The following is a 14,245-nucleotide window of genomic DNA, read 5'->3' as shown; positions in this document are numbered from 1 at the left end:
AAACAAACTTTCACTAACAATTTATATACATTCTATTAACTCATCCGAGGTCTAACTTGTAGAGGAAAACGAAGTGAAAAGGATACTCACAATCGCTCTATTGCTCTCCACTAGCGCATTCAGTTGGGCTGGTGCTAGCGCCGGAGGGGCAACCCAATCCGGTTATACACAAACTCACTACCCTATCGTCCTTGTACATGGCTTGTTTGGATTCGACAGACTGGCGGGGGTCGATTACTTCTTCGGCGTCCCTCAAGCGTTGACCAAAAGTGGCGCAAAGGTTTATGTCGCACAAGTTTCTGCAACGAACAGTTCAGAAGCCCGAGGCGAACAACTTTTGTCGCAGGTAGAAGCTATTCTGGCTGTAACTGGCGCACAAAAAGTAAACTTGATCGGGCATAGCCACGGCAGCCCTACCTCACGTTATGTTGCCTCTGTTCGCCCCGACATAGTGGCTTCTGTCACCAGTGTTGGTGGAGTAAATAAGGGCTCGACTATTGCTGATATTGTCAGAGGAACAATACCATCGGGCTCTATTTCGGAAGCGCTGGCAGTGAAAATTGCTAGAGGGCTTTCAGGCCTAATTAGTGTGCTGTCTGGCGGAACATCACTGCCACAAGATCCATTGGGTTCTTTGGCATCGCTTACCACTAAAGGCTCTTTGAAATTCAATAGGCATTACCCCGAAGGTGTTCCTACATCGCGCTGTGGTCAAGGTGCAAAACGAGCAAGTAACGGCGTTTATTACTACTCGTGGAGTGGTACCTCGACAGTAACCAATGTATTGGATCCATCCGATGCGGTTTTAGGTGTATTGGGGTTAGCATTTAGTGAACCTAATGATGGACTAGTCGGACGCTGCAGCAGCCGCTTGGGCTACGTTATCAGAGACAACTACAGAATGAACCACCTAGATGAAGTTAACGGTTTGCTGGGTATTCATCACCTCTTTGAAACCGATCCTGTTACTGTATATCGGCAACAAGCGAACAGGTTGAAGAATCAAGGGCTGTAACCTGTACTCTCGTTAAGTAAAACGTAAACGCTAATGCAAAAAGGTACCTAATTATGAAAAAGATCGCCTTATTCATCGCAATAATAATCGCCTCGGGGAGTCTGGCGGCGGTCTTTTTTCTTTCTCAAGACATAGGAGAGGGTAACGATGCAGTAAACAAGAAATTTGGCTCACTTCAAGGTACTGAAGTTGATCAAGAATCATCCCGTAAAGTAATAGATTATTTCTTGGCGACAATGGGAGAGCAGCCATTAGAAGAGATAAAACAAAGCAGTACTGGATTTTCGACGTTAGACCCAAGTATCCAAGTGAACAGCGATTCATTTGATCAATTTATTGCTTACAAAGAAGCCCTCAGCCAGTTGGAACCTTTGGAATTTGAGCAATTAAATTACGATGCATTACTGGCGATTCACCAGCAGGTTTTAGAAGTTCAAAACAGCTTGTTTAGTGAAGAGGAACAGCAAGATTACTTTGCCGACGAAAACCTCATTCGAGAAATGGCACTAGAGAAATTGAAACTGCGAAATCAAGCTTCAAGTGAAGCCGATTTCCAACGTCAATGGGAGCAATACCTTGCCAACCAACCCGATTATATCCAACGAAGCGAAAAAAATGCCGCCTTGGTACAACGATTAAACACGCTTGATGGCTATTCCGACCAACAAAAGCACTTAGCGAGAGTAGAATTAGTGGGGGAAGAAGCTGCTAACCGATTAGCAAAGTTAGACTCTCAAAGAGCTCAGTTCGACAAAAGAATGAAGGATTATCTAGCCAAGCGCGACGCCATTAATAACAAACCCAGTAACGAATCAGACAAACAACAATCGATAGACTCGCTTAGAAGCCAAACGTTCTCCGAAACAGAAATTCGACGTGTGGAAGCACTAGAAAGAATACACGACGATAAATAGCCCTTTCCTATCTATTTAGCCTGAGCCTGTGCTTGAGCCAGACCAAGTCTTGCCATACTTGCACAAGTTAAACAACCGAATCGACCTCGCACCAAACCAACGCTCGGTATATAATCGCGGCGTGAGTAAATAATCAATAGCTCTTAGCATTTAACCGATAGCCTTGAGCATACAAAATAAAGCCCTGAGCATACAAAAATGAAGTCACCATGTGTCGCAGCCTGCAAAAATAACGCTGGAATTTGCAGCGGCTGTTTAAGAACAATCGATGAAATTATTGGTTGGAAAGATAAATCAGAAAAACAACGATCCGATGTGATGGATAAACTATCGGGTCAGCAAACCACACACGAGTGTTCCCAATGTGGCAGCTCGACGTTTTGTGAAATAAGTGCAGGCGGTTCGCATTGTTGGTGTTTCGAATTAGAAAAAAGAGACACCAGTGCGTTAACAAAAACAGGTACTTGCCTATGTAGAAAGTGCCTGTCTGAATTACCGATTGAATAGGCTTGAGTTCGCGATAAAATTATGACTAGAAAGATGTTCTATTGTTCATAGCTGATACTATTTAGGTCGGTCTTCTGGGTTAAGTGAGTACCAGGCTTCCAACAAAGACTCACCATAGACGATCTCTGTTTGCATGTGGTATGCCAAGACACTCAAAATGACGACGGCAAATACCAAGTTAAACCAGAATGTTACACGCTTACGTTTTTGTTCCTCGTACACGGCTAATTGTAAACCTACGAGCACAAATGGGTAACCGAACAATAACGCTAGAAACCAACCTAAGTAACTCGAAATCGCCATCTGGTCCATCATAATAGCCTCCTTGCATTTCAATAGATGCGTTAGCAAAGCTTATACCCAGCGCCTCAAGACGCTTGGGTATACATACGCAACAAGGATACTATTTTGGTAAAACCTAATTAAGATTCAATAGACCAAAATTAATTGAAACTTAATGTATTTTTCGCGACTTCACCTTCATCCCAGTGTTTTTCTGCTTCTACTTCTCGCCACCAATGCGGTGTGGCTGGCACGTCATCTAGCGCAATCTCTTGTCCGAACTTCGGTGTTAGAAGCGTCACTTCATTTTGTGTTGCCAAGTCTAATACACGTTCAAACGGTTCGTACCAATCATGAAGTGACAGATCAAAGGTGCCATTATGTATTGGCATCATATAACGACCTTTCAAATCTAGGTGAGCTTGCATGCTCCCTTCTGGCATCATATGGATATCACTCCAAAGTTCGTTATACGCACCAGTCTCAACCATGGTGACATCAAACGGACCGTACTTCTCACCAATTTGTTTAAAGCCTTTGAAGTAGCCACTGTCTCCACTAAAGAACAGATTGCGTGTTTCACTTTGAATCACCCAGCTCGCCCACAACGTTTTATCGCGGTCAAACAACCCTCTTCCTGAAAAATGTTGCGACGGCGTCGCCACAAATTTAATGCCTTCAACGGAGTATTCATCCCACCAATCCATTTCAATCACTTTATCTGGGCTAACTCCCCATTCAATCATTCTCTGACCAACTTTAAGAGGCGTTAGAAAACGCTTTACCTTGCTGTCTAACAGTTTGATTGCGTCTTTGTCTAAGTGATCGTAATGGTCATGGCTTATCACCACCACTTCAATTTCAGGTAAGTCTTCCCCACTAATCGGGCTTTCGTGGAAGCGCTTTGGACCCGCCCATTGCACTGGTGATGCTCGTTCGCTTAACACTGGGTCGGTTAAAATCAACTTGCCATTTAACCTCATCAAAATAGTCGAGTGACCCAGCCTGTACATAGCGTCATGCGATGCACTGAGCTGTTCTGGTGTTACTGGTAATACCGGAATTTCTGTAGACGGTGTAGGCGTAATTCGATTCACTTTTACATACGCTTTGGTGATTTGCCAAATGTTCGAAGAATCCGTTTCATAGCGAGTATCCGTATTTACAAATTTTCCATCTTCATTACTCGACGACATGATTGTAATGCCAGCAGTTGCCATAACTATTACCCCTATAACTAATAAGATTCTACGTTTCATATTGAAATACCAAACACACACAACAAAAGTAAACTACACGGTGCAGTTTACTAACGAGGATTTAAAAAGTAAACTGATCAGTGTAAAATAATTTCAATTCCCACTTTTATACGACGTAAGCATGATCGAGAAGAAAGACATGGCTGAAAAAAAGAAGACTCGCAGTGAGATAAAACGGGCAGCGATATTAGAAGCAGCCACAAGCGCATTCAAAGAATTTGGTGTTCAATCCACCAGCATGGACAAACTCGCCCACATTGCAGGCGTCTCGAAACGCACTGTCTATAACCACTTTGCATCTAAAGAAGCATTGGTGATGCATTTGGTGTCGGATCTTTGGCAAAGAGCCATGGTCGATATCGAAGTTCAATATCAGTCAGATAAGCCTTTGAAAGAGCAATTGGTCGCGCTGCTTAATATGGAGCTAGAATTCATTGGATCACGAGAATATTTAGATTTGTCTCGTGTTGCCTTTGGGCACCTATTCTACAACTCCGAAGAACTCCAAAAAGAAATCGAAAAGATTTCCGCTCAGGAAACCGCTATTCATCGCTGGATAAAATCCGCCGTAGAAGACAAACGTCTTAAGCCTCTGGATGTCGAATTCGCGAACAGTCAGCTTCACAGCCTCATTAAAGGCAGTGGATTTTGGCCCCAACTGATGGGCATGAAAAGCGAATTATCCAAGGAAGAAATGCGCATCATTGCGGAAGAATCTGCGGAAATGTTTGTTTGTCGCTATCAGGTATAGTGGCTAAAGCGTCGCCTCTCAAAAATTACAAAAACATCAATATCACAGGAAATTTCAGCCTTATGTGTCACACTTAGGTTAGCCCTTACACAAGCATGGAGCGACTATGGGTGACACATTCTTGCTGCACTGCCCACACTTTTGTGGCTTACCTCAACCAACACAGTCTAAGATTTATGCCCTAGCCCAACATCGGCATTTGACTACCGGTGAACTTTTGTTGGCTTCAGGAAATCGTTGGCTCACTGTGATTTGGGTTAAGAGTGGAACATTACGGCTATTCACCAGAGATAAGAACAAGGACGAACACAATATTGCCTTTTTTTCTGACGAGGATTTTTTGTGGCCCGTTACTGAATCGCTCCGCAATCAACCCTCGCCTTTCAATATGGAAACCATGACGCCTACCGAGTTATGGGTTTGGTCTTATGCCGATTTCAGAGAACAATTTGGCTGTGAAGATGAATGGCAAGCCTTTTACTTGCCGTGGGTAGAAGCGTTCCAGTGCGCCAAGTTACGTGGAAATAAGTCACGTGGAACTAAGCCACATGGTGTAAGCCGCTAAACTAGCCCAACACATTAGGCTTTACTATGGCTTTAGAATCATCATCAAAAAGCACGTTGGGATGCCCTTTCTTGGTTAATTTCCATCCCAACATTTTACGGATACAGCGAATCAATATTCTCTTCTCTCCCTTCATTTCCACAAGCTCAGATGAAGGATCGCCCAATGCGCTTTTTATATTTACACCGCCCAATATCGGTCCGGCTTTTTGAGTTATGTTTTCGCTATCGTCTACGAATGTTTCAAGAATACCGATGAACGGAATGGTTTCTGGTTTGAGTGTATTACCCATCATTGTGTTACAGCAGGTGGTATACCACCGATATAAGCCTTTGCGAGATAAACGCAAGCAAGCGACATGCTCCTGACCGGATTCCAATTCAAAATGGTTTAAAGGCACTTGAATTAAATTGACACCGCCTGTCGAGGTCAATTCTTCTTCTCTATCCATCTCTAACGCAAATTGCCGGCAATCCGCACAATAGCAAATCAAGCGGTTACCTAGCTTTGGGGTAATATGATTTATTTTCCCTGTCACTTTGCCACATTGACACGACAGTTTTAATGCTTCCATTGGCTGCCCTTCTACTAACGGTTATCTACCATTTTCAAGATAGTCAATATATCTCCAAGTTGCGGAAAATTCTGAGGTTTGGATTCTAGATCCTAAAAATGGGACGACTTGAGAGCATCAAAAATATGTTCATCGCATTTTTCTCATAGTGCTTCAAAGAGCCGATAAAAAAGAACCGTTTGCAGGAAAGCAAACGGCTCTTGGAATCATTAGAAAATGACTCTAATAGAAAGCTTTTACAGTTAGCGCTATTAGATACCTTTAATAAAGAGTACTCAGCATTTCTTCTGAATACTCCTTCAGCGTTTCTCCACTTTCCACACGCTCCACATAATCTGGGTTAGCAATAAATGGGCGACCAATTGCTAATAGATCAAATTTCCCGGCTTTAATAGCCGCACTGCCCGATTCCGCGCTGTAGCTACCATTTCCTACCAACGTTTTGCCGTAGTGTTTTCTTAAATAAGCTGTTGGCGTTCCATCCAAATAATCAAACTCTGTGCTGTCATCAAAAATCCCAATATGCAGGTAAGCAATATCACGTTTGTCTAGCTCTGCAAGGAAGTAATCAAACACAGCGCGATCTCGTGGATCACTGTCGATATTAAAGTACGCCGCAGGAGAAACGCGCAGCGCCGTTCTGTCTTCACCAATTCGGGCTGAAATCGCATCCACTACAGCCAGTGGGAAACGCGCCATGTTTTCAGCGTTGCCGCCAAATTCATCTTCTCGCGTGTTGCTAGAATAGTGTAAGAATTGATCGATCAAATAGCCATTTGCGCCATGAATCTCCACTCCATCAAATCCAGCATCAATCGCATTGGAAGCGGCTTGAGCAAAATCCTCTACAAGCTGGCTGATCTCATCTTTACTGACTGGTTTAGGAACGACATACGAAAGCTCGCGCATTCTAGGCACTGTGCCTTCTACAGCAATTGCTGAAGGGGCGAGAGCATGCTCACCACCCCAAAAATACGGATGTGCGACTCTACCAGTGTGCCAAAGCTGAACGAAAATTTTGCCGCCCTTTGCATGAACTGCATCGGTTACTTTGCGCCAACCTTGAATTTGCTCTGGCGTGTAAATTCCAGGTGTGTTCGGGTAGCCCTGACCATCTGGTCGAATAATTGTTGCTTCTGAAATAATCAAACCCGATTTTGCACGCCTTGCGTAATATTCCACCATGGCGTCGGTTGGGACTAATTCGTCGTCTGCCATACAACGAGTTAGCGGTGCCATCAAGATATGGTTTTGTAAGGTAATCGTACTATTTAGTTGAAACGATTCGAATAATTTCTCGGTCATTGTTCTGTCCTTTCTTGAATACGCGTTCAAGTTAGCCTTTCTTGAACATTCATTCAAGTACTTTCTTGAACAATTGTTCAAGTATTTTTTTTGAATGATTGTTCAAAGTCAATTAGAATGCGCCTATTACGTTTTTTATGAGTACCAAGATGCGCAGTGCAGAATTCGATCGTGAGGAAGTATTACGATCGGCAATGGAAGTCTTTATTTCTAAGGGCTACGCCAAAACCAGTATGCAAGACTTAAAAAGTGCCACGGGGTTGCACCCAGGGTCTATTTATTGCGCATTTACTAACAAGCGTGGATTGCTGCTGGCCGCACTGGATCAATACGGTGTCGAGAGCCAAACATCTTTTGAAGCACACTTTGAAGGGCAAAGCTCGACATTAAGCGCGTTGAAAGGGTATTTGGCTTCGGTCGTTGATGAATGTGAACGCGAAGAAATTAAAGATTGCTTACTACAAAAATCACTTAGCGAACTTTCTCAGCAAGATGAAGAAGTAGAAAGCGTTATTTCAGGTTTAATGGGTAAATGGCGACACGCTATTAAGTTGAAACTCGAACAGGCTCAAAAGCAGGGTGAAATTGCTGATGAAAGAGACTGCAACGAAATAGCGGAGTTTTTGGTGATGGGCATTTACGGCATTCGTACCTTTTCCCACACGAATCCACCAAAGGGGACGTTGACTCGTTTAGCCGACCAACTGTTTGACTATGTTCAGAAAGAATCACCGTAAAAATCACGATACAAAAAATGCGGCTTCATGAGCCGCATTTTTTTCTGCTAAGAATATTTTAGCCAGTTAAGAGTCTTTTAAATTCAGGTCATTAAGCGGTAACCAATCCACTTCAACCCCAGCTTCTTCAAACATTCCTTGGCTAACTTGAATTTTGTCGCCCCAACGCGAAAGAAAATCTTCCGTTTGTTCCGGACAATGTACTGCTTTAATGCCCGTTTGAATGATTTTGGCGGCGCAGTTAGGGCATGGAAAATGTGTCACCCAAATTTCACAATTGTCCAAATCTCGTTTTGCAAATAGAATCGCGTTTTCTTCGGCGTGAAGTGTTTTCAAATACTTCATGTCGCGCTCATCGGTTCCTGCACTGTCTGAAATACCATGTGGGTAACCATTAAAGCCAACTGAAACAATTCGGTTATGCTTTGTTATCACAGCGCCGACTTGCGTTGACGGATCTTTACTCCAAGACCCCACCAGCTCCGCCATTTGAAAAAAACGCTGCGCCCATTTAGAAATCATTCCACTCCCTCACTTGAATAAATATGAATATATTCAAGTAATATAGCATCTTGCCGACGCTTGGCTACTGCCTAACCCTGCTATATCAATGAAGTGAAGTAAATTTGACCGAGAAAACTCAGTAAACCCTAGTGAATTTGAGCCCCCTTTGAAGCCCAATCCCCAATCAAGGTGCGTTCTTCATCCGTCATTTGAGTCAAGTTACCTATCGGCATCACTTGTGTCGTGACAGTTTGCGCCACAATGCGGTCAACATTATTTTGGATCTCTGTGGGCGTATCCAATATTACTCCTGCTGGTGCCGTTTGAAACGCCACGTGTGTCGGATTAGCCGAGTGACACACCGTACAGCGCTCGCGTATCACGGAATGTACCTTGGTGAACATTGTCTCTTTTACTTTCACGGGATTAGCCGCCGATTGCTCTGCCGTAGCGGACTGCTCTTTCGTAACGGATCGCTCTATCGAAGCAGATTGCGTAGCAACTGGCTTGCTAACTGGCGATGTTACAAACGCTAACGTGATCATCCCAACTGCCGCAGCAGGCAGGGTCCACGCAAACTTTTGACTTCCATGACGAGTGTTAAAGTAGTGACGAACCAAAATACTGAATGCCGCAAGCCCTGCTAAAATCAGCCAATTCCAGCTAGAACCATACGTACTAGGAAAATGATTGCTGATCATGATGAACAGCACTGGCAGCGTGAGGTAGTTATTATGACGTGATCGAAGCAGCCCTTTCGCAGGTAAGCTGGGATCAGGAGTTTCACCTTTCTCTATAGCGCTTACTAAATTACGTTGCGCTGGCATGATGATTCGAAATACGTTGCCCACCATGATGGTGCCTATTATCGCCCCAACATGAATGTAGGCACCGCGTCCGCTGAACACCTGTGTTAAACCGTAAGCTGATGCCACCAGCAAAACGAAGATGATGATACCGAGCAACAACGGTTTTTTCCCCAAGGGTGAATCACACAAAACGTCGTAAACAAACCAACCGGCCACAAGTGCGCCCACACCGATGCCAATAGCTTGCATGGAACTGAGCCCAGAACCGGGCGCAATCAAATAAATTTCGGCGTTTAGGTAGTACACAATCGCGAGGAGAAGTACGCCCGTTATCCACGTAAAATACGCTTCCCATTTAAACCAATGCAGTTTTTCCGGCATTTGCGGAGGCGCTAATTTGTATTTTTCTAGGTGGTAAATCCCCCCGCCATGGATAGCCCATAAATCGCCAGCTAACCCCGTTTTGGGGTTGATTCTGTTGAGGTTGTTTTCAAGCCAAACAAAATAGAAAGAAGCACCAATCCATGCGATGCCTACAATCATGTGAACCCAGCGAATCACTAAGTTCAGCCACTCTGTTACATGTGGATCCATCTCACACTCCTTTGTGGTCGGTAGTCATTTAGTCGCGAGTTACTTCGGTAATATTCCGGAAGAAAGCGATAACGTTCGAATGTCGGATTCAGGGAAAAAGTACTCATCGCAGTTATCCCCTTCCCCACTTCGGTCGACCACCAAAAATTGATCATCTGAGTTCAGCGCTAAGACTGGGTGATGCCATATACCTTTATGATAGTTCACCCCTTGTTTGCCATTACTGATAAATGCCCTGATAGCTGTTGGTTCGGGTTTCTCAGCGAAAGGAGCAACAACGATTAAAAACGGGTGCCTAAGCAAAGGCATAAACGCTTGCGACCCTAAAGGGTGTCGTTCTAGCATTCGGATCTGCAAAGGGTAATCGAGTGGGGTGGCTTCAAAAATACTGATAATGGTATTTCCACCAAAGGTTTCTGTGTCTGCCTTTGCTAACTGGTGAAACCGCTTGGTAGAGCCATTATTGATAAAGAAAAACTCGCGATTATCGGCTTCAATCACATCACCAAAAGGGGCAAAGGCTTCTTTTGAAAGCACCTCGATTTTGAGTTCATTCGCTGCTTTTGTTGTGCTCGACATATCAATCACTTTCAACCATATGAGACAAGCCAGCCGAGCTTTGACCCGTTGCAAGCTGGCATGATGTTCCCACTTTTGTCCCAATCACTCTCAACCTGCTCACCCCTCCATCCGGAAAAATATTGAGGCGAATATGCGTGACGGGTCCAATTGGGTTAACTTGCGACTCAAACTCATGAATGGCATCCGCACTGAGTTTTTGTGAAGGTAACAACTCACGCCAAAAAAGGCTTTGCGTTTCGATTTGCTCGTCAGTTCCACCTTTAACAAAGGCCGCCTGAATAGAGCACGTATCGGGGTAGTTACCTTTGAAGTGCGCGGTATCCACGACAATTTTTTCAACATTTCCCGCATGACCTAACGCCACAATCACCCAATCATTACCTGGCGTTCTTCGTCTGGCGGTTTCCCAACCGTCTCCCATATTCTCGCCACGACCAGGACCCAATAAATTGCTTTTGTTACCGTAATGCTCATCGCTGCAAGATAGCGCTCTTGCTCCGTAGGCAACCGAAGCCAAATCAATACTTTGTAGTACGTCTATCTGGTTCCAGTCCACCGCTGGCAAACCGTACACTCTAAGACGTGCGATGCCACCATCTGGGAAAATGTTCAAACGGACATGGGTGAAATTGCTGCCAGCTTCGATAGGAAATAGATGTTGCTGATCGCCTTGTAGCCCAACAGAAGTCAGAATTTCAGCCCAATAGGTGTGCTCGTCTGGATCGCCAATCGGGCAATAGCATGCTTCAATGGATGCAGAAGGCGGATAGTTTCCTGTAAAGAAACGCGTATCGATGTCTACCGCTGAAATCTCGCCCGCCATTGCAAGCCGGATCACGCAGTAATCGTGCCCTTCTTCCCTTTTTCGACGGCTCTCCCAGCCATCCATCCACTTTCCGTTGTCGTCGTACAGCCCTTCTTTCCAAACAGGCTCTTGTCGCTGGATTAGCCGGCTCTTATCTGCGAAAAAATCATCGGTAGCGTAAATCGCTTTCGCCCCTAACTTCTCATCCGCTAAGTTGACAAAATTACTGATATTTAAGGGCATATCCCTATCCCTCCTTTGGTAAACGCTACATCTCTAATAATCTGAATAGCGCTATTTTGTTGATTTCATTCAATGCTGTTGAAAACTCAGTCTCCACAGCGTTGTCTAGTCGATGTTCAAACGCATCTAAAATCTGAAAGCGGTTTGCTCCTTTAACCGCCATGATGAAAGGAAATTCAAATTTCTCTTTGTATCGTTGATTGAAGTCGTTAAACATTTCAAATTCTTCGGCAGTACATTGGTCGATACCTGCACCAGCTTGTTCTGATGTGGAGGCTTGCGTCAGTTCGCCATTGATTGCCGCTTTGCCCGCCAAATCTGGGTGAGCCAAAATCAGTGTTAGCTGAGAGGCATTATCAGCCCCTAATAGAACCGCTGCCATTTTCTTATGTAAGCTTTCTACGTGATCATCCGTAAGGGTAATGCCTTGCTTATAGGTTTCCTCTGCCACCCAAGGGCTATGTTCATAAATATCGGCAAAAGCGTGTATGAAACCGTCCTTTGAAAGCAAAGAAGGTTTACAGGTTTTAAAAAGCGCCATGAAACGTCCTGTTATTTATGCGATTCCACAAAAGGATGCTGTTGATGCCAATGCTTGGCGATATCGACTCGCCGGCAAAGCCAAACATCCGAGTGTTGCTGAACGTACTCAAGAAAACGCTTCAGCGAAGCAATGCGTCCAGGTTTGCCAATAAGGCGGCAATGCAACCCCACCGACATCATTTTGGGGGCGGTTTCCCCTTCTTCATACAAGGTATCGAACGTGTCCTTCAAATATTGGAAGAACTGCTCACCGCTATTGAATCCTTGTGGGGTAGCAAACCGCATGTCGTTGACATCTAACGTGTACGGAATCACCAATTGCGGCTTGTCCCCTTCGGTGTGCCAATAGGGCAAATCGTCGTCGTAGGCATCGGAGTCGTATAAGAATCCGCCCTCTTCTACCACTAACCTTCGCGTATTTGGGCTTGTTCGCCCCGTATACCACCCCAGTGGTCTTTCGCCTGTTAAGTTTTTAATGATCGATATGGCTTTGAGCATATCTGCTTGTTCTAGCTCGGGTGCCATATTTTGGTAATCGATCCAACGATAGCCATGGCTGCACACTTCATGCCCTGCATCCACAAATGCTCTTGCGACATCAGGGTGCCGTTCTAGCGCCATCGCAACTGCAAATACCGTGAGTGGGATCTGGTGCTGCTCAAACAACTTTAATACACGCCAAACCCCAGCACGGCTCCCGTATTCGTAGATGGATTCCATGCTGATGTGACGTTGCCCTTCGATGGGCTGCGCAGCAGGGATTTCGGAAAGAAACGCTTCCGATTCACCATCCCCATGCAGCACACAACGTTCGCCTCCTTCTTCATAATTGAGGACAAAGGACAAAGCCAGTTTCGCCCCGTTGGGCCATTTCGGATCGGGAGGGCACGCACCATAGCCAATCAAATCCCTTGGGTAAGCATCATCATTCACTGGCGATTCGCCTCCTACCACATTTCTCGATTTTTACATCATCGCTATATAATTGTATACAATTCACTGATAAAAAAGTAAAGAGTACATTTCTTCATCACTTATTTTGAGAATAGCAGCTATATTTGAAGAGGTTAGATGGATTTATCCGCAATTCTGAGCTTTCTCAATCTGCGTGAGTTCACGAAATGACAAAATCCTCGCTGAAGATTGGCATCAATTCGCCTTTAATAGGCGCTACATTGTGTACAAAAAGGAAATTGGAGATGGGTAAATTAACAACGCATATTCTGGACACCACACACGGGATGCCCGCAAAACACGTTCAGATAGATCTATACCGAAGAGTGGAAAATGGATCTGAGTTAATCAAATCTGTCCAAACCAATAGTGATGGAAGAACCGACTTACCCATGTTAGATGGAGAAGCCTTTCAAAGCGGAAAATACGAATTGGTTTTTCAAGTTGCTCAGTATTACCAAGATCAAGGTATCGATCTTGGCGATACCCCTTTTTTAGATGATGTGGTCATTCGATTTGGGTTAAACGACGAAGACAGCCACTACCACGTGCCGCTATTGGTGTCGCCTTTTGGCTACTCTACGTATCGCGGAAGTTAATTGTTCTCGGTGATGTTTTTTTAGGATTACGATGAACGGATTCCACACCCTTTAATCACCATTTGGGCGATAAACGCAGCCGCCTGCTCGAAGTCTTGCTCCTCTAATTCAGGCTTGTCCATCACAGTACAAATCTGCCAACTGAAATCGGCATAAGTTTGGGTGGACGCCCACAACATGAACATCAAGTGTTGAGGTGATACCTCATCCATCAGCCCGTTTTCGCTCCATGAAGAAAACTTATCAACCATATCTCGCGATTGTTGCAATAACTTCTCAGAGACTTCTTTTGGCAGCATTCTTCCACCACTCATCACTTCATTTGCAAACACTTTAGAAGCGTTCGGGTGATCCCGAGAAATACTGAGCTTGGTATGAATGTATTGCGTGAGCGCTTCAACTGGATCATCCAGCTCTTCTAGCGGCTTAGACGCGTCCAACAAAGGCTTGGTAATGGTGTTCAGCACGGCGTCGTACAGCTTTTCTTTATTACTAAAATAGTAAAACACGTTCGCTTTTGGCACCTCTGCCGCTTTCGCAATATCGATAATTTTAGTGGCTTCATACCCTTTTTGAGCAAAACAAGCACCCGCCACCGAGATAATAAGATCGTGATTTTTTTTACGAATTCTAGACATGAAAAAGCTAAGTAAAAAGAAAAGTAAGTGCTTGATTGTACCACAGCAATTTGGCCAAAAATAAG

General features: G+C 44.5%; 17 protein-coding genes and 2 pseudogenes. 7 read left to right on the top strand and 12 right to left on the bottom strand.

Annotated elements, in window-relative coordinates:
- Positions 1–73: 73 nt before the first annotated feature.
- From LDO37_RS21495 to LDO37_RS21485, 3 genes are all read left to right on the top strand, one after another.
- A complete protein-coding gene (locus LDO37_RS21495) occupies positions 74–1,015 on the top strand; it encodes a lipase family alpha/beta hydrolase (protein WP_185829835.1) in 942 nt (313 codons plus the stop codon).
- 53 nt (positions 1,016–1,068) lie between these two features.
- A complete protein-coding gene (locus LDO37_RS21490; protein ID WP_126608329.1) occupies positions 1,069–1,929 on the top strand; it encodes a lipase secretion chaperone in 861 nt (286 codons plus the stop codon).
- Positions 1,930–2,127: 198 nt separating this feature from the next.
- Positions 2,128–2,436, top strand: coding sequence for a DUF1289 domain-containing protein (locus LDO37_RS21485; protein ID WP_126608330.1), 309 nt, complete (start codon positions 2,128–2,130; stop codon positions 2,434–2,436).
- Positions 2,437–2,493: 57 nt separating this feature from the next.
- Here the strand turns inward: LDO37_RS21485 and LDO37_RS21480 are convergent, their stop codons facing one another.
- Both LDO37_RS21480 and LDO37_RS21475 read right to left on the bottom strand, forming a co-directional pair.
- Positions 2,494–2,748: a hypothetical protein gene (locus LDO37_RS21480; RefSeq protein ID WP_126608344.1), complete on the bottom strand. Its 255-nt coding sequence runs from the start codon at positions 2,746–2,748 to the stop codon at positions 2,494–2,496.
- 131 nt (positions 2,749–2,879) lie between these two features.
- Complete coding sequence (locus LDO37_RS21475; RefSeq protein WP_126608331.1) at positions 2,880–3,977, bottom strand: MBL fold metallo-hydrolase; 1,098 nt, start codon at positions 3,975–3,977, stop codon at positions 2,880–2,882.
- A 139-nt stretch (positions 3,978–4,116) separates the two neighbouring features.
- On the opposite strand from LDO37_RS21475, the gene LDO37_RS21470 reads away from it, so the two are divergent.
- Positions 4,117–4,728, top strand: coding sequence for a TetR/AcrR family transcriptional regulator (locus tag LDO37_RS21470; protein WP_126608345.1), 612 nt, complete (start codon positions 4,117–4,119; stop codon positions 4,726–4,728).
- 106 nt (positions 4,729–4,834) lie between these two features.
- On the top strand, positions 4,835–5,293 hold the full coding sequence (locus tag LDO37_RS21465; protein WP_126608332.1) for a Crp/Fnr family transcriptional regulator: 459 nt from the start codon (positions 4,835–4,837) through the stop codon (positions 5,291–5,293).
- A 1-nt stretch (position 5,294) separates the two neighbouring features.
- On the opposite strand, the gene LDO37_RS21460 is transcribed toward LDO37_RS21465, so the two are convergent.
- Positions 5,295–5,867, bottom strand: a complete 573-nt coding sequence (locus LDO37_RS21460) for a DUF6151 family protein (protein ID WP_126608333.1) — start codon at positions 5,865–5,867, stop codon at positions 5,295–5,297.
- 261 nt (positions 5,868–6,128) lie between these two features.
- Positions 6,129–7,172, bottom strand: coding sequence for an alkene reductase (locus LDO37_RS21455; protein ID WP_126608334.1), 1,044 nt, complete (start codon positions 7,170–7,172; stop codon positions 6,129–6,131).
- A gap of 149 nt (positions 7,173–7,321) precedes the next feature.
- Between LDO37_RS21455 and LDO37_RS21450 the strand changes: the two genes are divergently transcribed.
- The gene (locus LDO37_RS21450; RefSeq protein WP_126608346.1) at positions 7,322–7,909 is read left to right on the top strand and encodes a TetR/AcrR family transcriptional regulator; all 588 of its coding nucleotides are present in this window, start codon (positions 7,322–7,324) and stop codon (positions 7,907–7,909) included.
- A 66-nt stretch (positions 7,910–7,975) separates the two neighbouring features.
- On the opposite strand, the gene LDO37_RS21445 is transcribed toward LDO37_RS21450, so the two are convergent.
- The 7 genes and pseudogenes from LDO37_RS21445 to puuE all read right to left on the bottom strand — a co-directional run bounded on the left by LDO37_RS21445 (position 7,976) and on the right by puuE (position 12,922).
- A complete protein-coding gene (locus tag LDO37_RS21445) occupies positions 7,976–8,431 on the bottom strand; it encodes a dCMP deaminase family protein (protein ID WP_126608335.1) in 456 nt (151 codons plus the stop codon).
- Positions 8,432–8,559: 128 nt separating this feature from the next.
- Positions 8,560–8,796 (bottom strand): annotated as a pseudogene (locus LDO37_RS30370) (urate hydroxylase PuuD); the annotation flags it as partial.
- A gap of 110 nt (positions 8,797–8,906) precedes the next feature.
- A pseudogene (locus LDO37_RS21440) lies at positions 8,907–9,816 on the bottom strand (urate hydroxylase PuuD); the annotation flags it as partial.
- A 39-nt stretch (positions 9,817–9,855) separates the two neighbouring features.
- Entirely contained in the window at positions 9,856–10,395 is a 540-nt protein-coding gene (locus LDO37_RS21435) for an ureidoglycolate lyase (RefSeq protein ID WP_126608337.1), read from the bottom strand.
- A 1-nt stretch (position 10,396) separates the two neighbouring features.
- On the bottom strand, positions 10,397–11,446 hold the full coding sequence (gene alc, locus LDO37_RS21430) for an allantoicase (RefSeq protein WP_126608338.1): 1,050 nt from the start codon (positions 11,444–11,446) through the stop codon (positions 10,397–10,399).
- A gap of 25 nt (positions 11,447–11,471) precedes the next feature.
- Positions 11,472–11,987 (bottom strand): 2-oxo-4-hydroxy-4-carboxy-5-ureidoimidazoline decarboxylase, encoded by a 516-nt coding sequence (gene uraD / locus LDO37_RS21425; protein WP_126608339.1) that lies wholly within the window; start codon positions 11,985–11,987, stop codon positions 11,472–11,474.
- An 11-nt stretch (positions 11,988–11,998) separates the two neighbouring features.
- Positions 11,999–12,922 (bottom strand): allantoinase PuuE, encoded by a 924-nt coding sequence (gene puuE / locus LDO37_RS21420; protein WP_126608340.1) that lies wholly within the window; start codon positions 12,920–12,922, stop codon positions 11,999–12,001.
- A 266-nt stretch (positions 12,923–13,188) separates the two neighbouring features.
- On the opposite strand from puuE, the gene uraH reads away from it, so the two are divergent.
- A complete protein-coding gene (gene uraH / locus LDO37_RS21415) occupies positions 13,189–13,542 on the top strand; it encodes a hydroxyisourate hydrolase (RefSeq protein WP_126608341.1) in 354 nt (117 codons plus the stop codon).
- Positions 13,543–13,568: 26 nt separating this feature from the next.
- On the opposite strand, the gene LDO37_RS21410 is transcribed toward uraH, so the two are convergent.
- Positions 13,569–14,180, bottom strand: a complete 612-nt coding sequence (locus LDO37_RS21410) for a TetR/AcrR family transcriptional regulator (protein WP_126608342.1) — start codon at positions 14,178–14,180, stop codon at positions 13,569–13,571.
- Positions 14,181–14,245 lie beyond the last annotated feature (65 nt).

The organism is Vibrio penaeicida (genome assembly GCF_019977755.1).
In the GTDB taxonomy this organism is placed as follows: domain Bacteria; phylum Pseudomonadota; class Gammaproteobacteria; order Enterobacterales; family Vibrionaceae; genus Vibrio; species Vibrio penaeicida.
Note: the sequence above shows the minus strand (reverse complement) of the source record. Positions and strands in the feature narration are given on the sequence as shown.